General features: G+C 64.4%; 14 protein-coding genes. 5 read left to right on the forward strand and 9 right to left on the reverse strand.

Going from position 1 to position 18,835, the window contains the following annotated elements; translation table 11 throughout:
* Nucleotides 1–3: 3 nt before the first annotated feature.
* The 7 genes from SriyCCGPB3_RS11095 to SriyCCGPB3_RS11125 all read right to left on the reverse strand — a co-directional run bounded on the left by SriyCCGPB3_RS11095 (nucleotide 4) and on the right by SriyCCGPB3_RS11125 (nucleotide 8,996).
* Entirely contained in the window at nucleotides 4–1,887 is a 1,884-nt protein-coding gene (locus tag SriyCCGPB3_RS11095; RefSeq protein WP_350260347.1) for a PepSY-associated TM helix domain-containing protein, read from the reverse strand.
* A 46-nt stretch (nucleotides 1,888–1,933) separates the two neighbouring features.
* Nucleotides 1,934–4,390, reverse strand: coding sequence for a TonB-dependent siderophore receptor (locus SriyCCGPB3_RS11100; protein ID WP_350260348.1), 2,457 nt, complete (start codon nucleotides 4,388–4,390; stop codon nucleotides 1,934–1,936).
* A gap of 108 nt (nucleotides 4,391–4,498) precedes the next feature.
* The gene (locus SriyCCGPB3_RS11105) at nucleotides 4,499–5,542 is read right to left on the reverse strand and encodes a FecR family protein (RefSeq protein ID WP_350260349.1); all 1,044 of its coding nucleotides are present in this window, start codon (nucleotides 5,540–5,542) and stop codon (nucleotides 4,499–4,501) included.
* Nucleotides 5,539–6,225: an RNA polymerase sigma factor gene (locus tag SriyCCGPB3_RS11110; protein WP_164160418.1), complete on the reverse strand. Its 687-nt coding sequence runs from the start codon at nucleotides 6,223–6,225 to the stop codon at nucleotides 5,539–5,541. Before SriyCCGPB3_RS11110 ends, SriyCCGPB3_RS11105 begins: the two co-directional genes overlap by 4 nt.
* Nucleotides 6,226–6,345: 120 nt before the next feature.
* The gene (locus SriyCCGPB3_RS11115) at nucleotides 6,346–7,026 is read right to left on the reverse strand and encodes a DUF3313 family protein (protein WP_350260350.1); all 681 of its coding nucleotides are present in this window, start codon (nucleotides 7,024–7,026) and stop codon (nucleotides 6,346–6,348) included.
* 265 nt (nucleotides 7,027–7,291) lie between these two features.
* Entirely contained in the window at nucleotides 7,292–7,702 is a 411-nt protein-coding gene (locus SriyCCGPB3_RS11120) for a hypothetical protein (RefSeq protein ID WP_012511082.1), read from the reverse strand.
* A 175-nt stretch (nucleotides 7,703–7,877) separates the two neighbouring features.
* Nucleotides 7,878–8,996, reverse strand: coding sequence for an AraC family transcriptional regulator (locus SriyCCGPB3_RS11125; protein WP_223224614.1), 1,119 nt, complete (start codon nucleotides 8,994–8,996; stop codon nucleotides 7,878–7,880).
* A gap of 346 nt (nucleotides 8,997–9,342) precedes the next feature.
* Between SriyCCGPB3_RS11125 and SriyCCGPB3_RS11130 the strand changes: the two genes are divergently transcribed.
* From SriyCCGPB3_RS11130 to SriyCCGPB3_RS11150, 5 genes are all read left to right on the forward strand, one after another.
* Nucleotides 9,343–10,431: an efflux RND transporter periplasmic adaptor subunit gene (locus SriyCCGPB3_RS11130; protein WP_350260351.1), complete on the forward strand. Its 1,089-nt coding sequence runs from the start codon at nucleotides 9,343–9,345 to the stop codon at nucleotides 10,429–10,431.
* Nucleotides 10,428–13,475: an efflux RND transporter permease subunit gene (locus tag SriyCCGPB3_RS11135; protein WP_350259200.1), complete on the forward strand. Its 3,048-nt coding sequence runs from the start codon at nucleotides 10,428–10,430 to the stop codon at nucleotides 13,473–13,475. Before SriyCCGPB3_RS11130 ends, SriyCCGPB3_RS11135 begins: the two co-directional genes overlap by 4 nt.
* Before the next feature lie 2 nt (nucleotides 13,476–13,477).
* Nucleotides 13,478–15,007, forward strand: a complete 1,530-nt coding sequence (locus tag SriyCCGPB3_RS11140) for a TolC family protein (protein ID WP_350259201.1) — start codon at nucleotides 13,478–13,480, stop codon at nucleotides 15,005–15,007.
* Nucleotides 15,008–15,083: 76 nt separating this feature from the next.
* Complete coding sequence (locus tag SriyCCGPB3_RS11145) at nucleotides 15,084–15,659, forward strand: TetR/AcrR family transcriptional regulator (RefSeq protein ID WP_350259202.1); 576 nt, start codon at nucleotides 15,084–15,086, stop codon at nucleotides 15,657–15,659.
* Between the two features lie 56 nt (nucleotides 15,660–15,715).
* Nucleotides 15,716–16,372, forward strand: coding sequence for a TetR family transcriptional regulator (locus SriyCCGPB3_RS11150; protein WP_350259203.1), 657 nt, complete (start codon nucleotides 15,716–15,718; stop codon nucleotides 16,370–16,372).
* Between the two features lie 9 nt (nucleotides 16,373–16,381).
* Here SriyCCGPB3_RS11150 and SriyCCGPB3_RS11155 read toward each other — a convergent pair whose 3' ends face one another.
* Together SriyCCGPB3_RS11155 and SriyCCGPB3_RS11160 are read right to left on the reverse strand one after the other, a co-directional pair.
* A complete protein-coding gene (locus SriyCCGPB3_RS11155) occupies nucleotides 16,382–17,686 on the reverse strand; it encodes an NADH-quinone oxidoreductase subunit D (RefSeq protein WP_350260374.1) in 1,305 nt (434 codons plus the stop codon).
* A gap of 128 nt (nucleotides 17,687–17,814) precedes the next feature.
* Entirely contained in the window at nucleotides 17,815–18,696 is an 882-nt protein-coding gene (locus SriyCCGPB3_RS11160; RefSeq protein ID WP_350259204.1) for a LysR family transcriptional regulator, read from the reverse strand.
* Nucleotides 18,697–18,835: the final 139 nt, after the last annotated feature.

Here is an 18,835-nt window from a genome sequence, read left to right on the forward strand (position 1 = left end):
CCCTCACCCTGTCCGAAGCATTGCCACCCACACCGCCATCAGGACACTCCCCGCCACCAGACTCAGCCATACTTTCCCAACACTGCGGGCACTGAAGACGCCCACAGCAATGGCAATGAACAGCACGAACCCCAGCAGTGAACTGGCCAGGACCGAAACGGACGTCCTCACACCCACCAGCGCGGGGAACAACAACGCCAGTGCCGAAGCGGTAACGGCGGTGAACACGTAGCCGCCCAGCGAGGCCGCCAGCACGCGGCTCGCCACCTGCCAGCGATAGGCCGCTTCCCGCCCGGCCGGAGGCTTGGCAGGGCGCGCCGCCTCCGGCGCCCGTGGCCAACGGCGCTGCAGCATCAGGGCCATCCTTGCCAGCAGCAGCCCGAAGGCCAGTGCGACCAGCTCCACCCCAGCCTGCTGCCATGCGCCCCGCTGCAGGTACATCAGCAGCCCCTGCCCGGTGGTTGCCAGATTCACCAGCGGCAGCGCCAGGCACAGTGCTGCGGCCAGCCACAGCTGCTCGATCCAGGCCAGGCGAGGTGGGCGCCAAAGCGCGTGCAGCACCGAGGCGGCGCAGGCCGTAAGAAAAATGCGTATTTCCCATGCGCTGCGACCGCTCATTTCCAATGGCAGCAACCGATTGCCATACAGGTAGACGATGCTTGCCAGCGCCACCCCGGCCAGCGATGTCACGTTGAAGGCTTCCACGCAGCGATAGATGCCTGCCGTGGCCGCGCCGAACTCATGCTCACTGCGCTTGCGCCGCTTGATGGAGAACAGCAGCGTGCCGATGGCGATCATCGCCGTGCCCAGCAGGCCGCTGATGAAGTACAGCCACTTCATTGGCCAGCCGCCGAAATCGGCCTTGTGCAGTGCTTCGATCGTCTCATGCACCTGCACAGCGCCAATGGCATGCGGGTGTGCGCCATGCTGTTGCAGCAGCGTGCCGCTGGCAGCATCGAACACCGCGCGGCTGGCCTCGGTCAGCAGATGCCTGTCTGCGCGCCCCTCGGTCTTGCGACCGATCACCTCCACCACGCTGTGCACGGTGCCGGGCGCCTGGACCATGATCAATGCTGGCGGCTGCCCGCTGATGGCCTGCGCGCGTTCCAGCAGTTGCTGCAGGTCTGGCAGTTGCGCGGAGGATACCAGGATGCCTGGCGGAGCCGGCTGCGCAGGCGACAGCTCGGCTTCGTAGCGCGCATAGGCGTCTTCCGCATCGCCATAGGCAACGTGCACTGGCCACGGCAGATAGCTGCTGTAGAAGAACGTCAGCCCGGTGTAGCCGATCATGAACAGGAACGGCAGGGTCAGCACGGCGCTCAGGTTGTGCGCATCCAGCCAGCTGCGTTGTCCCTTGCCGGGACGGAAGGTGAAGAAGTCCTTGAAGATGCGTTTATGCACCACCACGCCGGACACCAGCGCCAGCAGCATGCAGGCCGTGATCCAGCCCACCAGCCAGTAGCCGGCCATGCCGCCGTGCAGGGTGTAGTGGAAGGACATGAAGTGGCGCCCGCCTTCGGTTTCCCGAAGACGAGGTGGAGGCTGTGGCATGCCGGTGCCGGCATCCACCCAGCGTTCGTGCGCGGTGCCGTCGCCATCCTCCCACGACAGCTCCAGTGGCCAGCCCGGCTGGGCAGGCCAACGGATCTGCCACGCCCGGGCGTCGGCGGCGTTGGCGGCCAGCCAGTGCTGCGCACGTACCGCCTGCGTTGCGGTGTCCACCGCCGGCGAGGAGGCCGGCACGGGGCCGGCCTCCATCCATCGCGTGATCGGCTCACGGAACACGCTGAGCGTGCCGGTCAGGAAGATCGCGCACAGCAGCCAGCCACAGGTCAGGCCGCACCAGGTGTGCAGCCACGACATGCTCTGCCGAAAGCCCGCTTTCATGCCTGCCCCGTGGCGGGCAGGCCGTTGCCCCGCCGGTTGCGGAAGGTCACAGCGAGCCGCGCAGCGTCAGCATCACATTGCGGGGTTCGCCAAAGAAGTTGCCGCGGCGGATCTGGCTGATCATCGCGTAGTAGCGGGTGTCGAACAGGTTGGCCACGTTGACGCCTACGCTCCAGCGCGGATTGATCCGGTAGCCGGCACGCAGGTCCCACACGGCACGTCCCGCTGCGCCCATGCGCCAGTCCGGGTCGTCGTAGGCCGGATAGGAGTAGCTGCTCTGTGCCGATACACCACCGCCCACGGAGAACGCGTTCCACTTGCCCGGCAGCTGGTAGGACGTCGACAGGCGCAGCAGGTGGCGGGGCGTCTCGGCGCTGATGGTCGCGCCCTCATCGTCGCGGCTGGTGACGTGGGTATAGCCCGCCATCATCTGCCAGCCCGGCGCCAGTTCGCCGCTGGCCTCCAGCTCAAAGCCCTTGCTGCGCAGCTTGCCGCCATTGCGGTAGCAATCGGACGACGCCAGCGAGCCACGGCAGCTGCCCGGGTCGGATTCGTCCACCACGGCGTTGCCGGTCTTGCGGATGGAGAACACTGCGGCGGAGACATTCAGGCGGCCATCGTTCAACTCACCCTTCACGCCCAGCTCGTAGTTGGCGCCGATGGCCGGATCTAGCACCGAGCCGGACGCGGTGACGTACGAGCTCTGCGGCTGGAAGGTATCGGCGTAGCTGGCATAGACCGACCATTGCGGACCCAGGTCGTAGACAAGGCCGGCGTACGGGGTGAATTCGTGCTTCTGTTCGTAGTCGCGGCTCTTGGCGCCGGTGAAGCCATCGCTGGACTGGTACTTCACCCAGCTCAGCCGGCCACCCAGCGTGAGGTGCAGCGGTTCTGCCAGCTGCAGGCGCAGGTTGCTGTACACGCCGCTCTGCTGGGCGCGGGCGTTTTCTGACCAGTCCCACGCGGGCTGCAGCGGCTGCGCGATGGCGCTGTGGTCGGGTGCGTAGACATCAATCGGCACGTCGATGGCCAGGTCCGCCGAGCTCTGGCGGGTACGCTGGCGCGACCACATCGCGCCCAGCAGCAGCTGATGGCTGCGGCCGAAGGCGTCGAAACTGCCGGTGGTGTGCAGGTCGATGCCATCACTGCGCACGCGCGAGCGGTTGAAATAGATGTCATAGAAGCGCGAACCGATGCCGGTGGCGCGGTCCACCCCGCCCAGCGGAACCGCGACACGCTGGTCCAGGTCCGACTCGGTGCGGTTCACCGACAGGCGTGCCTTCCAGCGTTCGTTGAAGCGGTGCTCCGCCTCTGCAAAGGCTTCGTCAACGGAGCCTTCCTGGCGGTTCCAGTCCTGGATGAGCGAGGTGGAACGCTTGATGTCCAGCGCCCCGCCATCGGTGTAGCGCGGCAGGCCGAACAGCCAGTAGCCGTCGGTGTCACTGGCCTGATGACGCAGGCCAAAGGTGAGCGTGGTGTCCTGGCCCAGGTCGGCATCGATCACGCCGTAGGCGACTGGAGTCTTCGATGAGGTGCCGCGCTGGAAGTAGTCGCGGTCCTGGTAGGCGGCGACGAGTCGGCCACGTACCGTGCCAGCGGCATTGAGCGGGCCGCCACCGTCGACCTCGAGGCGATAGTTGTCCCACGAGCCCAGCGTGGCCGCCAGATCCAGATGGGCCTGGTCGCGCGGGCGCTTGCGCACCATGTTGATCGCCCCGCTGGGGTCGGCCGCGCCGAGCATCATGCCACCGGCACCGCGCAGCACTTCAACCCGTTCCAGCACGGCGGTGTCGATCGGCAGCCAGCCCACCGGGGCATAGACAATGCCGGCCACGCCATCGACCAGATAGTTGCTGTCGTCCACGGTGAAGCTGCGGATCGAGAACTTGTGGTTGCCGAAGTTGCGGGCGGTCTTGGTCACACCCGTGGTCTGCGCCAGGGCCTCGTCCAGCGTGGTGAGGTTGCGGTCGTCCAGCTGCTGGCGGGTGATCACGCTGACCGACTGCGGGGTCTGGCGGATGCTCTGCCCAAGCTTGCCCAGGCTCAGCTCACGTGCCGTGTAAGCGCCATCGCTTGGGGCATCGGCGGTCACGTTCACCGTCTGCAGGGTGGTCTGGGCGTCCTTGCTGCGCGCAGGCGCTGCTGCTTCCTGCGCCAGGGTGAACACGCCCGGACGGGTGGCATTGACACGCACGCCACTGCCCTCCAGCAGGCGCGCCAGTGCTTCCTGCGGCGTGTAACTGCCGGTCAAGGCCGGAGCGCGACGGCCCGCCACCGCCGATTCGCTGAACAGCACCTGCTGCCGGGACTGCTCGGAAAAGCGGCGCAGTGCGGCATCCAGCGGTTGCGCCGGAATATTGAACTGCACGCGTGCAGCCGGCTGCGACTGTGCAATGGCCGGCGCTGCCAGCGCGCCGGAAATGCACAGTGCCAGCAACGGCAGCCGCTTGGCGTGTACCCCCGTAGAGAACGCGCCAGCAACAAGTGCGCGCTTGATCTTCATGTACCCCATTACCGCTCCATCATGCTTGGCCGCTACTGGCCTCACTGGGGTAAACGGAAAATGGCGGTGGGGTGGGAACCCGCGCCGGAAGAAATTTTCGTTCCGGCGTCAGCGGGTCACAGGCCGTTCGTCGATGCGGTAGCCGCCTTGGGCATTGCGGGTCACCTGCACCGGCAACAGATCCGGCAGTGCTTCCAGGAAGGTGGCCGGGGCATCGGTGGCTGCGTAGCCGGAGACCGGCAGGAACTTCAGCCCTGGGTGGCCCAACGTGACGGGATGGCCCAGATACTGCCCGACCTCCTGCGCCACTTCGTCCAGCGGGGTGCGCCGGAACACCAGGCGTCCATTGCGCCAACCGCCAATGCTGTCTGCGCTTGCGGCGATGGGGCGATAAGCAGCGGTGAGCGTGGTAACGGCCAGGCCCTGTTCGGCGCGCAGGCTGACCGGCGAGGCACCTTCGGCGCGATCCGGCTGTACCCGCACGTGCCCATGCAGCACCTTGACCACGACTTCGCCCGGCCCATTGCGCACATTGAAGGCCGTGCCGACCACCGTCACCCGGCTGCGCTGGGCATCAACGGTGAAGGGCCGGTCGGCCGCCGGGGCGACCTCGAAGAACGCCTCGCCCTGGCTGAGCACCACTTCACGGCGGGATCGATAGAAATGCACGGCCAGCGTGCTGCGTGCATTGAGCGAAATCCGTGAGCCGTCCGGCAATTGCAGATCACGTATCTCGCCCGCGCCGGTGGCCACGTCCTGTACGTAGCTGGGCGCGGCGTACCAACCGTAGCCGACGTACCCCAAGGCCAGCATCGCCACGGCCGCAGCCGCCGCAACGCGTGGCAGGCGCCACGACCGTGCACGCCGCGCCGCCCTGCCCCGCCGTAGAGCGGCAGGTGCAGGTACTGCTGGGGTGATCACCGCATGCGCGTCCGAGGCCAGTACGGGGCGTGGCAGCTGGCCCAGGTCGTGCCAGGTTCTGGTCACATCGGCGAACGCCTGTCGATGTGCTTCGCTCCCGGCCAGCCAGTGCTGCAGGGCCGCCTCGTCCTTCGGTTGCCAGTCCGCATCCTGCCGCCGTACCAGCCACGCGGCCGCCGCCTCATGCAGGGCAAACGGGTCGGAACCTGCGGCAGAAGGGAGATCGGTCATCGGCAGGGAAAATCAGCATCGATGGCAGGCGCCAACGCCTCGCCCGCCTTGGTCGGACGATGCAGTTCCTGCATCTGTGCCAGGGACGCATAGCGTACCCGCACTTCGCAGTAGGCAACCGCTCGCGACAGGTGCTTGACCACCATGCGGCGGGAGATCTGCATGCGAGCGGCCACGTCCTCCTGGGTCAGCCCATCGAAGCGGCAGAGCACGAAGGCCTCGCGTTGACGTTCCGGCAGCTCGGCCAGTGCCTCTCGAAGGCGTTCCAGGCGCTGCCGCTGGGCGCTGAGCTGCAACGGGCACTGTGATTCATCGCTGGCCATGGCGTGGCCAGCCTCCTCCGCGTCTGCCAGCGGCAAGGTCTGAAGGCGTCGCCCAGCATGATGCTCGCGGTATTCGTCGGCCACGGTGTTCATCACCGTCCGGCGAAGGTAGGCGCCCTGTTGATCGCAGGATTCCAGTGCAGGGCATGCCGCAATCCACTTCACCGCACCGTCGTGCAGGGCGTCCTCACCGTCCGCACCTCTGACGCGTGCAAGACCACGGAGGATGGGGCCGCGCCAGCGGGCATAGGCTTTCGCAAGGAGGTTCCCGCCCGTTGGCAAGGCGTCTTCAGGAATGCCCGGCTCTGTGGAGGAGGCCTGTTCCGCGTTGCTGCCCGTGCCCCGGCCTAGCGTGGACACATCACCCTCAGGGCAAATGCCTGCGGTCTGCACAGGTGGCGCGGGGAATTCACGTTGGGAGCCGGAGTTCTGGCCGCCATAGGCGACGGAAGGGGGTGGATGCCGCAAGTGTAGTGAGAGTCATTTGCAATTGGAACTCCCTCCCCCCTCCCTTTCCTGCAGCCGCGGTTCGGATGAGGCCTGGGAACCGGGGTGAAGCGCACGGCAGTTGCGCTCTCCGGGAAGTTGCCGTGATCGCACCATTGGCGCGATGAACTCCACCGCCTCAATCGCGAACCGGCCTGCAAGCGCCTTGGCATGACCGTCCGGGGTGTAGCTTTTCCGGATGTCCCTCATATCGGCTTCGTCGGCGAGCAGCAGCAGTGCTACCTGCCTGCCAGTGCCTGCGTCGATCGCCTCGATCTCGAGGGAGAGCTGCCCCTTGCTCACCGGTCCCATCAGGACCGATGTGGCAATGTTCAGGCCGACAGACACCTCCTTCACCGAGGTGATCCTTGCAAGCAGCAACAGCCCCGTTCCCGGCCGCCCTGCCCCGCTCCAGCCCAGGCGCCTGTCGATCTGCCGCTGCAGCTGACTGCTTACGGCAGCCTTGAGGCGATCACCGACGCCCGGGCTCAGCGTTGCAGCCACCTCTGGCATCAGCAGGACGGGGGCGAGAGTCACCGTCTGGAAGTGCCCGTGCGTGCAGCCCGCTGGCACGATCTCCATCCGACGCTCCCCGTGGATGCTGAGACCTGCATAGGTCCTGGCCTGGTTTGACCTGACCACATGCACCGGACTGCATGCGGCCAGCAACAGCATTCCCACTCCTGCGAGGAGCCGCGGAACCCACCGCCACAAGCTGCCTTTCGCGGCGCGTCCGGAACCGGATGTTCTGGCCAGAGTGGCAGTTCGATCGCCGCCTGATGAATGACTACGGCAGCAGGGAATTGCAGAGTGCATGACTTTCGCAGGTTGAGTGGAACGGAATCAATCGAGGTCGAACATCCCCCATGTGCGGGGCTCGCCTTGGCCGGTCCGGAATGCCGGGCCCGACGATTGCAGGGTGTCGGCAGGATGTCGGCAATCACCAATGCAACATGTGCTTCGGATCGAACAGCACGCACGACACTGCCATGATGATCACGACAAGCACCGCGAATCCTGTGGCAATGGCGCCTCTGAGAAATCCAATCCGGATGAGGATGTGCTTCAACAGGGCCACCTCGCCAAGCAGCAGGACAAAGAGAAGTCCTGCTTGTGCTGCGGCAAGCAGCGCATAGACCAGTGCCCAGCACCCCCATGCGATGGCCGCCACACGAATGACGGACGCCGGAACGTCCATCAGCAGCCCCACCACGATCAGCATCGTCACCGCAATGGTGATCGTGCGCATGTTCTCAGCCACGTTCTTCAACGTGGCGCCTTCCCGCGCCAATCGATCGACCTCAAGGAATCTCGCCGCGAGTTTCGATTCAAACAGCCGTATGCGCTTCATGGTTCTACCCAGGTGAAGGAGGGGTGGCTGGAGAGGACTGCACACGCACTGGTGCAATGGACTACAGACGCGCAACCACCACCGGCAGCACGGCCCGGCGGCAGCCCCGACGTCATTGGGTGGCCCGGTCTCTACCGATGGCTACCCGCCGTGCTGGAACCAGGGTGGATGCTGTCTACCTGGATTCCCGGAACTCGGTTGGCAGGCAACCCGCCCAACGCTTGAATGCGCGGCGGAATGCACGGGCGTCGGAGTATCCAACCGCGTCTGCAACTTCGGCGATGCTCAACTCTGAGTTCAGCAGGAGATCGCGGGCCCGCTCATACCGGGCCTCATCGCGGAGTTCCCGATAACTCGAATCCTGGCGATTGAGCCGGCGCCTGAGCGTTCTCTCGCTTACATTGATCAGGCTTGCGAGTTCGCTCTGCCGGGTGGTCGTCTCGATGTCGCACCGCAGGTGGCTCGACAGCGATTCGACAATCTCATTGCGCACGCCCCGCATTGGCAGCAGCGTGTCGAGCTGGTCGCGTACGATCTTCGAGTTGATCCGGTCGAAGCCTGGCAGCCGCACACTCAACCAGTGTGAGTCGAAGGTCAGGCGGTTGATCCCTGCATCAAAGCGCACCGGGCACTGGAAGAACCGCCGGTAGACGTCCGGATCGGAGGGCTTGGGTAGGGAAAAGTCGACCCGTAGCGGTGCAAAGGAGGGGCCAATTAGGTACCTGCTGACGGCGACGAACCCAGCGAATGCATCCTCCACAAGAACGGATTCCAGCTGGATATCAAAGCGCCGGAATCGGACCTCCATCCGGATTTCACGACCCGCTTCCTCGATCGTGTGAATCAGCATGGCGCCGATTGCCTGCTGGTGGCTGAGCCCATAGTTCAGGGCTTCTCCATAGGTCTCGCAGGTGAGCATCGCCAGGCCGGGAACACCCCAGGAGATGGGTGTCTGCCGGGCTCCCAGGGCGAGGCCCAATGCAGGTTCGTCCAGCAATCGTTCTGCGCGCATGAACAGCTTGCGCATCTGCCTGTAGGACAGCCTTACATCTCTCATCGAGAGATCGCGGTACGTGAAACCAAGCCCGCGGCACAGCTCTTCCGGCGAGAAACCCCGTTCTTCAACAAGCCCAAGGATGGCCCTGGCTCCGGTCGGCACGATTTCTGCGATCTGCGATTCGTGCGTTGAGCCTGGATCGTCGGAGGGGTTCAGAGACGTCGCGTCCAACGCGAGTTCCTCACCGGGCTCACGCCAGTCCATGGAGGTCGGCAGATTCTTGGAGATGGCAGCCATCACGTTTCGAAGGGGCGTTTCGCAGTCCCCATAGTCATCCCGTGGGGGACTGATTTCAATGCAGGAGACCGCGCGTGGCCTAAACGGCCCCCCGCGTGTCCGGTAATGCTCCTGATGGGTCCGGATGATGATCCAGCGTCGATGTGACTGACTGGCTTCAGGTGGGACTGCGTTGTCCGGATGGCCGCTTTGAGTGCGCCGCCTGTCCCAGATGACCTGTACGAGCCCCGGCATGTCCGGAAGTGTCCTGTTCGTGGTCCAGGTGTCCCCCTAAATTTACGCCGCCTGCAGACCTGACCACACCGCGCTGGTCTGTGGAACTGACCACCCATACAAGGAATCGAACGTGAAAACCCATATGACCTGGTCATTGGTGCCTCGTCTCAGCGCGCTGGCCATTGCCCTGTCCGCGATGACGGGATGTTCCGATACACCAGAGAGCGGGACGGCAGAAGCCCGCACCGCGTATGTCGCCTCCGTTCGACAGGCTGCTGGCGATCAGCGCGCTTACATCGGCACCGTGCGTGCCACGCAGCGAGGACAGCTGTCCTTCCCGGTCTCCGGAAAGGTCTCCGCGGTACTTGTTGAACCGGGTGACGTTGTACGCAAGGGACAGGTGCTTGCTCGACTGGATCCGGTCCCCTTTGCAGCGCAGGAGGCGTCCGCTGCCGGCGACGTCGCACGCGCGCAGGCCGCACTGGACGAGGTCCAGCGACGCGTCGATCGACTGGATGTTGCGCAGAAGGCTGATGCGCTCAGCCCGGCGGAGATGACTGCCGCGAAGGCCGAACTGGCGGCAGCGAATGCGGCCGTCCGCAATGCCCGCGCGCAGCACGAGCTCGCCGGCTGGTCACAAGGGGAAGCCACGCTGAAGGCAACGTTTGACGGAGTCGTGGCTGCCCGAAACGTTGAAGTTGGACAGTCCGTGGGCCCCGGCGCTGTTGCCATCCAGGTCGATGGTGCGGGCCGCGAGCTGTCTGTCGCGATTCCGGGCACTGCTCCCCTGGCTGTTGGGCAGGTGGTCAACCTGATCAGCGGCTCGGACACCGTGGCGAGCAAGGTGCTCCGTGTCGACGGCCGCGTTGATGCAGGCGGCGTGCGTACCGCATACATCGCAGTGCCCGAGGCGGCGACCGTGGGTTCGACCTGGTCGGTCCGGATCACTGGAACGGATACAGGCCCAGCCAGGCTTCAAGTGCCATTTCGGGCTGTTCTGCCGTCTGCCGTTGGCGGCAAGGGCCAGGTGCTTCGGCTGGCAAAGGATGGCAAGACGACCGAGCTGGCGGAAGTAGATCTGGGTCAGTATCACGGTGACTGGATCGAGGTGAGCGGGCAGATTTCCGCCGGTCAGCGCGTCGTGGTTGCGGGTGCCAAGGCCATCCGCCCGGGCACGCAGATCAAACCGGTCGACATGAAGATGGGATCAGAACAATGAGCCTCTCTTCATTCTCATTGGCGCGTCCCCGCCTGACCCTGCTGGCGATCGTAGCGATCGTCCTCACCGGCCTCATTCTGGCGCTGGACTTCCCGTCCACTGAAGAGCCCCCCATCACCATTCGCACGGCGACGGTACTCAGCTTCATGCCGGGCGCCGGCGTGGACCGGGTCGAGCAGCTGGTCGCTCGCCCGATCGAGGAGAGCATTCGTGGCATGCCGGAGGTCAAGCGCATCCGGACGACTGTTCGTCCAGGTTTTGCGTTCACCTACGTTGATCTTTACCCCACCGTGGAATCGGAAAAGATTCCCATCGTGTGGCAGCGCTTGCGCTCACGCATGGGGGACATCCAGAGCCAGCTTCCCGAGGGAACGATTGGCCCGGTCGTGGACGACGAATTCGGGCGCGTCGCGGTGATGACCATGGGCCTGACCGGCGATGGCTATAACGCAGGCGAGCTTCGGGCAGAAGCCCGCCGCCTGCGCGATGAACTGTTCCGGCTGCCCGGGGTGGAGCGTGTCTCGCTGCACGGCGTGAGGGACGAGCAGGTCCAGATCATCCTGGACGTGCCTTCCCTGGCTGCGCGTGGGCTCAACCCCAATGTGATTGCCGATGCGGTTTCCAAGCGCAATGTCATTGCGCCGGCGGGTTACGTCGAGATCGGTGGTTCGGAGATTACGCTCAATGTGAGCGGTGACGCCGACAATCCCTCCCAGCTGAAGAGTACGCCGATTCCGCTGCCGAAGGGTGGCTCGGTGCCTCTGGGCGCCCTTGCGCGAGTGGAACGGGTGACCCAGGACCCGCCGATGACGGGTGCATTCGTCAATGGCACGCCGGCTGTGGTGATAGCGGTCTCCATGGCACCAGGACTCAACGTAGTGAGCTTCGCCGATCTGCTGCGAGGCGACGTTGAACGGCTTTCGGAAACGCTGCCGGCCGGCATGCGGCTTGTCCAGATCACGGATCAGGCCGAGGTTGTTTCCACCCAGCTGCTGCGTGTTGCCAAGGTTTTCCTGGAGACCCTGGCCATCGTCATGGCGGTCGTCGTGCTGTTCCTTGGAATGAGGACCGGCCTGATCGTCAGCGCCATCGTGCCGACCACGGTGCTGGGGACGATGGCAATCATGAAGATCCTGAACATCGATCTGCACATGATCTCGGTGGGTGCAATCATCATTGCCCTGGGCCTGTTCGTTGACAACGCGATCGTGGTTGCCGAGGACATGGAGCGGCGGCTCTCGTTGGGTGAGTCGCCGGACCAGGCTGCCGCTCATGCAGGCAGCACGATGTTCGTGCCGCTTCTGGTTTCTTCGCTGGCGATCATCCTCGCGTTCATGCCGCTGGCCATCTCCAGCACGGAAACCGGCGAGTATCTGCGCAGCCTCGGCATCGTGATGGCCATCGCGCTGCTGTTGTCGCTGGTCATCGGCGTTACCCTGATTCCGCTGCTGTGCAAGTACTTTGCCCATCACCATGCCGAACTCAGCCGCACCGCACGCGCGGTCGAGCGGCTGACGGGCTGGTACCGCGGCAAGGTCCGCTGGATCCTGGGGCACAAGGCCATCTACATCGGCGTAATGGTTGCACTGCTGGCAACCTCCGGCTGGTTGTTCACCACCGTCCCCAACGAGCTGATGCCGCCGTCCGAGCGCCATCAGCTGCAGATGGCCATCGAGCTGTCCCCGGATTCCAGCCCGGCCAATACGATGGCGGTTGCTCACCAGATCAGCAAGGTACTGGCCGACGAGAAGCTCGTTCCGGAGATCTCCAGCCATGCCCTGTACATGGGTGATGGTGGCCCACGCTTCATTCTGGCACTGAACCCTCCTACTCCCGCAGGACACCGCGCGTATGCCGTGCTGTCCCTTGCGAAGGGCGTCAAGCATGAGGCGGCCATTGAGCGGCTGCGTTCTGTGATGGCAACACACTTCCCGGATGTGCGGGTGGAGCCCAAGCGGTTCTCGATGGGGTCTTCGGATGCCGGCGTTGCGACGTTCCGCATCTCCAGCAGCGACGGCGCACATCGGATTGCCGCCGAGAAGCTGCTGCGCACGCTGCAGGACACGCCGGGGATGGTGGATGTATCCAGCGATGCCGAACGCCAGGTTGTCCAGCTTGATGTGGACGTCGATCAGCCCAAGGCCCAGGCCGCAGGCATCAGCAGCGCGGACATCGCAAAGAGCATGGACATGCTGCTGACCGGCGCAACGATCTCCCGTTATCGTGAGGGCGACACCGTTCTCCCGGTCATCCTCCGCGGAGAGGCGGCACTGCGCACGGATATCGGCCAGCTTGAGGCACTCCCGATCCTGAAGGCGGATGGCAGCGGAAGCGTGCCCCTGGGCCAGGTGGCCAAGCTTCGGTTGGCGCCGCAGCTGTCTTCAATCCAGCGAGTGAACCAGACGCGCGCGGTCACCGTGCTTGCAAAGAGCTCCGAGCTGACGGCCCAGGGGATCGCGGACAAGGTCGAGCCACTTCTTTCCGAATTCCGCAAGCAGGGTGTGCGTGTTGAACTCGGTGGCGAGATCGAGGAAAGCAAGAGTGCCAACGAAGGCATCGAGAAGCTGCTCCCGCTCTGCCTTGCTGCCATGTTCCTGTTGTTCGTCTGGCAGTTCGAGAGCATCCGCAAGAGCCTGATCGTCCTGGCGAGCATTCCGTTCGTGGTCATCGGCGCGACCTTGGCACTCAAGCTGAGTGGCACCAGCCTGACCTTCATCGGAACACTGGGGCTGCTCGCACTTGCCGGCATCATCGTCAACAACGCGATTCTGCTCATCGATGCGATCGACGAAGGCCAGCGCGATGGCTTGCCTCCTCTCCAGGCCATTGAAGAGGCTGCAGCAAAGCGCCTGCGCCCCATCGTCATGACCAAGATGGTCTGCATTCTCGGCCTTGTCCCGCTGCTGCTGTTTGGCGGTTCCATGTGGACCAGCATGTCGATCGTGATGATCGGCGGCCTTGCCCTTGGAACGCTGATCACGCTGGGGCTCATTCCAGCGCTGTATGCCGCGCTCTATCGCATTCACCCGGCCGAGGAGGCATGATCATGGCTATTGGAAATCGGGTTGCCTGCCTGTCGATTGCTGTGCTTGTGGCGCTGTCTTCTGGCTGCGCCTCTGTGGCCCCCAGGACCGAGATCCCTGACGCTGCAGCCCGGCATCATGTTGGCCAGGCCCCCACGCCGGCGGCGCTGGACGCGGATGTCCTGCCCGGAACGCCCAACAGGCAATGGTGGAAGGACTTCTCCGACCCCAACCTGGATGCACTGGTCAGCCTGGCCATGCGTGGGAATCATGACCTGAAGTCTGCCCTTGCCGCCGTGGTGGAAGCGCGGGCGCTGGCAGGCGCGGCGCGCAAGGACTATCTGCCGAGCGGTGCGCTGCAGGTCAAGGCCGAAGCCATGCAGTCCGCCCAGATCGAAGCGGATCCCTATCGCCAGGATCTTCCCCGCCCCCCTTCCCAGAGACTGCTGTCCGCCGGACAGATGTTCTCCTGGGAACTGGATCTGTTTGGGCGCATTGGCACCGCCGCAGCCATGGCCGATCGCAAGGCCGATGCGGCGGCGGCTGACGCGAGGTCAGCTGCCGCAGTGCTCCAGGCCGAGGTTGCGAAGAACTACTTCCTGCTCAGGATGGACCAGATCAACCTGTCCTCTCTTGAGCGGGAGGTTGAGCTGAGCAAGGCCCGCGTTGTGCGTGTGAAGGCCCGGTATGCGGCCGGGCTGGTCGATCGCAGGGAGGCGCTTGCGGTCGAATCCGAACATGCCGAGCTGGTGGCGCAGGAGGCGGCAACCGTTACCCGGCTGCAGGCGGACAGGGCCGCATTGGCGGTTCTTGCGGGCCGCTCGCCGACCGCGCGGGACGACACCTGGGAGGCGTTGCTGGCCCCGGCTCCACTGCCGGCCCCGCCGGGCCTTGCATCGCTTGCGCAGCCGACCGACCTCCTGGCGCGGCGGCCGGACGTCGCCAAGGCCGATGCACTACTGCGAGCAAGCCTTGGCAACGTCGTACTCGCCGAGCGTGCGCACCTTCCGCGCCTCACGCTGAATGTCTTCGGCGGCATCCTTGCACCGTTCGGTTCGCTGGGCGATTCCAGTGCAAAGCGCTTCTCGGCCGGCCCGGAGCTTCAGTGGGAGTGGTTGAGCTTTGGCCGGAAGAAGGCCAGGGAGGAAGCCGCTCGCGCCGGCAGTGATCAGAACTGGCATGCCTTCGAGCAGACCGTGCTGACGGCGCTGAAGGAGAGTGAGGACTCTCTGCATGCGTGGACGAGTTCCCAGGTCAGGATGCAGCAGGCGGTAAATGCCGAGGCACTCAGCAGCAGATCTTCGGCCTATGCCTCTTCCCGCGTGGACGCCGGAATCGAACCGAAGGATGCCGGCCTGCAGCAGCAGGCGCTGCACGAGAAGGCGCGCAGAGAGCTTGCGGCGGCACAGGCCGGGCTGCTGATGGCCCACGTGCAGGTGCAGCTGGCACTGGGGGCATGGCAGCCCGAGAACGGGGACCCGGAGATTGAAATCGGCAGGCCCATCGCTTCCCGGAAGAGCGCCGAAAGCGAAGCATCCGCGGCGCATCACTGACTGGCTCGAACGGCAACCCGCCAGGCCGTACCGGCCTGGCGGATCGTTCGTCGCCCGCTACATGAGGAAAACTCTCTTGAACGCTACCCACAGTTCGTCCGTGCGTGTGCCCGGCATACTCATCCGCGAAACGGCAGCGCTTATCGTCCGCAATGGCCGGTCTTCGGTGACCGTCAGTGAGATTCTCGAATGCTCGGGCGTCAGCCGTGGCGCGATGTTCCATCACTTCTACTGCAAGCAGGATCTCATCGACGCCACTTTCTCGTGCTGGCTGCAGAACTTCAATCAGGATGTGGAACGGAGAATGCGTGCCAACGGGCTCCGCTCCGGCGCATTCACCCACGCCTACGTGGAATCGGTGGTCGAGGGCTGCAGGCGGCACGACGTTGCAATGCTCTCGGCCCTGATCATCCGCCTGGACCTGACCCAGGTATCCGCGTCGCAGTGGATCGAGTGGATGAAGAAGAAGCTGGCCACCGAGCCGTCCGAGGCCGACGATCCCGCGCTGAAGTCTGCGCGTCTCGCCGCCGATGGTCTGTGGCTTGGCTCACTGTCCTGCCCTGCCCCAGCCAATGAACCGAAGATCGACATTCAAACGCCGCAGATCCCGGTGCAGCGCTGTGGCCACGGTCCGTCCCATCGCCTTGTCTAAGGACGCTCAGGACGCGCGGTCGCGCGCTCATCGAACAGCAGGGATGCAACCTTGCCATGGCTAGAAGAACCAGGGAGGACGCACACGCCACGCGTGAGAGGATCCTCGATGCCGCACTGGTGTGCCTGCTGCGCCATGGGCCCGCCGGCGCCACGCTGGAGCTGATCGCCACCGAGTGCGGCTATTCGCGCGGCGCGATCTACTGGCACTTCGGGTCCCGTCAGAACCTGCTGGGTGAACTTTCCGCGCGAGGGCGGCCAGATGCACCCGAAGGACTGCGGGAAGCCGCCATCCGGCAGTGCAGTGACCCGTTCAAGCTTCTGTTTGCGGACCTGGTCAGGGTCTTTGATCACACGCGCCGCACCCCACGCGTTCGCCGAAGGGTTGAGCTTCTGCTGCGCTCTGGTGCATCACATGAGCTGGGCGGCATAGGCGACGTGCTCGCGGCGTGCGCGATGCCGGAGGTCCGCATGCTGGAGCTTGTATACCAGCGTGCAGGAGCACTGGGCCAGCTCCGTGAGGGCGTTGATACAGCCACTGCGGCGCGCAGCCTTCATGCGATCGCGGTCGGTGTTCTGCTGGGATCAATCCTGGAGCCCGGCATCCTCGACCTGGAGATGGGCGGGGCACGCACCGTGGAAGACCTGCTCAGGCTGCACATGGCTGTTCCCTTCGCGGCCGCCGGAACGTGGCTCAGCCCATGTGTGGGCTGAGCCGGTTCCTCAGCGATCCACTTCGCCGAACACAATGTCGTAGGTGCCAATCATGGCGACGACATCCGCCAGCATGTGGCCCCTGACGATTTCATCCAGAGAAGAGAGATGAGCGAAGCCGGGAGCACGCAGGTGCACCCGGAACGGCTTGTTGGCGCCATCGGAGATCAGGTAGCAGCCGAACTCGCCCTTGGGTGCCTCGACCGCTGCGTAGGTCTCACCTGCCGGCACCTGGTAGCCTTCGCTGAAGAGCTTGAAGTGATGGATCAGCGCTTCCATGTCGGACTTCATCTCCTGCCGGGACGGCGGCGCCACCTTGAAGTTCTGGACCATCACCGGGCCGGGGTTGGCGCGAAGCCAGTCGACACATTGCCGGATGATGCGGTTGGACTGCCGCATCTCCGCGACACGGCACAGGTAGCGGTCATAGCAGTCACCGGCGCTGCCGACCGGAATGTCGAAGTCAACGGCATCGTACTTCGCGTAGGGGCGCTTCTTCCTCAGGTCCCACGCCACGCCCGAGCCTCTCAGCATCACCCCGGTCATGCCCCAGTCCATGGCCTGCTGCGGGGTCACAACGCCAATGCCCACCGTGCGCTGCTTCCAGATTCTGTTGTCGGTGAGCAGGGTTTCGTACTCATCAATGCGGTTCGGGAACTCGCGGGTGAAATTCTCGATGAAATCGAGCAGCGACCCTTCTCTCGCGGCGTTCAGCCGCCGCAGCTCCTTCCCCTTCTTCCAGCGTGACTCCTTGTACTTCGGCATCTGGTCAGGCAGATCACGGTACACACCGCCGGGCCGGTAATACGTGGCATGCATTCGAGCGCCGGATACCGCCTCGTAGCAGTCCATCAGCTCTTCGCGTTCCCGGAATGCATAGAGCATCACGGCCATGGCGCCCAGGTCCAGCGCGCCCGTTCCGATGTTCATGAGGTGATTGAGGATACGGGTGATCTCATCGAACATCGTGCGGATGTACTGTGCCCTGATGGGCGCCTCGATTCCCAGAAGGGTTTCAATCGCACGTACGTAGGCATGTTCATTGCACATCATGGATACGTAGTCCAGCCGATCCATGTAGCCGATGGACTGGTTGAAGGGCTTGGACTCCGCCAGCTTCTCGGTACCCCGGTGCAGCAGGCCCACATGCGGATCCGCGCGCACAACGGTCTCGCCATCCATCTCAAGCACAAGGCGGAGTACCCCATGTGCCGCAGGATGTTGGGGGCCGAGGTTCATCACGTAGTTCCGGATCTCGGTATCCCGCCGATCACCGCGCATGGGAGCGGGGCCGCCCGCCGTCGTCCGCTTCATGTTCATCCAATAGATTCCGTAGACCGAACGCATTCAGCGGAAGTGCTCAATGCTCCAAGCGTCGATGCTACTTCGACGTGGAAGGACGGTTATGGACTGCTTGGTCTGGAATGTGCGTGCGCTGCGCTTCAGCCCACCGCGCTGAGTGCACGGACCGAACACGCGCCATCGCCAGCGCGGAGCAACTGCTCCTCCAACGCTTCGATCGCGGGCGTCCGGACGGCTGCACTGCGCATCAGCCGGAAGCTCGCGGCGGGGAGCACAGGAAGCCCCAATCCACTGCCCGCAATCATCAGGCCATCCTGGATGTCATCCTGAAGAGCGACAGTGATGGCGAGCCCGGACTTCGCAGCCGATCGCAGGCCCTGCTGGTTCGCCGAGGTAAAGGTGACGCGCCATTCCAGGCCGGCTTCAACAAGTGCTCCGATGCACACGTCGCGGTGCATGCACGGGCTGGGCGCGAGTGCGAGTGGCAGCGCCTTCTCCGGTGCGTACTCAAATCCCGAGCCGATGGCCCAGACGAAACGTGTCCGCCTCAGAACCGGCCACTCAACGTCCTCCCGCAGGAACAGGTTCACCGCCAGGTCGAGTGTTCCCGCCTGTATCTGTTCGTTCAGTGCCCCATAGGACTCCACGACTACATCCAGCCGCACCGCGGGGAACCTGCGGGAGAAGCGCGACAGCATTGCGGTCAGCCGGTCGCCGGCATAGGTCTCTGGCACACCCAGGCGCACTGCCCCGGTAACAGGAGTCCTCTGGAACCGGCGAACCAGCAGGCTCTGGGCAGCAAGAATCTGCTCGGCATGTCGCAGGAAGTCTTCGCCGTCTTCGGTGAGTGTCACGCTTCTCGTGGTCCGTTTCAGCAAGGCGCTGCCCGCCTGCTCTTCCAGCTTCCGGATCTGGTGGCTGATGGCGGATTGGCTGAGATTCATGCGCTCACCCGCCTTGGTGAAGCCGCCGGTCTCTACGACGGCGACAAAGGCACGCAGCAGGTCGGGGTCAAAGAACACCGGGGCAATCCATGATGAGGATTGATCAATTCTATTAAATCAAATCATTTTTATCATCATGGAAGTCCCTCCAAGATGGCCGCTCACTTGAAACGCGCAGCTGCAGTCGACCCGGCAGTGCGCCAGATCCCGGACCTGC

Source organism: Stenotrophomonas riyadhensis (assembly GCF_040256885.1).
In the GTDB taxonomy this organism is placed as follows: domain Bacteria; phylum Pseudomonadota; class Gammaproteobacteria; order Xanthomonadales; family Xanthomonadaceae; genus Stenotrophomonas; species Stenotrophomonas riyadhensis.

What these genes read in the sequence shown, in the direction of transcription:
- SriyCCGPB3_RS11135 (WP_350259200.1), top strand. Translation starts at nt 10,428, where the DNA reads ATGAGCCTCTCTTCATTCTCATTGGCGCGTCCCCGCCTGACCCTGCTG.
- SriyCCGPB3_RS11155 (WP_350260374.1), bottom strand. Translation starts at nt 17,686, where the DNA reads ATGAAGCGGACGACGGCGGGCGGCCCCGCTCCCATGCGCGGTGATCGG.
- SriyCCGPB3_RS11150 (WP_350259203.1), top strand. Translation starts at nt 15,716, where the DNA reads ATGGCTAGAAGAACCAGGGAGGACGCACACGCCACGCGTGAGAGGATC.
- SriyCCGPB3_RS11095 (WP_350260347.1), bottom strand. Translation starts at nt 1,887, where the DNA reads ATGAAAGCGGGCTTTCGGCAGAGCATGTCGTGGCTGCACACCTGGTGC.
- SriyCCGPB3_RS11120 (WP_012511082.1), bottom strand. Translation starts at nt 7,702, where the DNA reads ATGAAGCGCATACGGCTGTTTGAATCGAAACTCGCGGCGAGATTCCTT.
- SriyCCGPB3_RS11125 (WP_223224614.1), bottom strand. Translation starts at nt 8,996, where the DNA reads ATGGCTGCCATCTCCAAGAATCTGCCGACCTCCATGGACTGGCGTGAG.
- SriyCCGPB3_RS11115 (WP_350260350.1), bottom strand. Translation starts at nt 7,026, where the DNA reads ATGCTGTTGCTGGCCGCATGCAGTCCGGTGCATGTGGTCAGGTCAAAC.
- SriyCCGPB3_RS11140 (WP_350259201.1), top strand. Translation starts at nt 13,478, where the DNA reads ATGGCTATTGGAAATCGGGTTGCCTGCCTGTCGATTGCTGTGCTTGTG.
- SriyCCGPB3_RS11100 (WP_350260348.1), bottom strand. Translation starts at nt 4,390, where the DNA reads ATGAAGATCAAGCGCGCACTTGTTGCTGGCGCGTTCTCTACGGGGGTA.
- SriyCCGPB3_RS11105 (WP_350260349.1), bottom strand. Translation starts at nt 5,542, where the DNA reads ATGACCGATCTCCCTTCTGCCGCAGGTTCCGACCCGTTTGCCCTGCAT.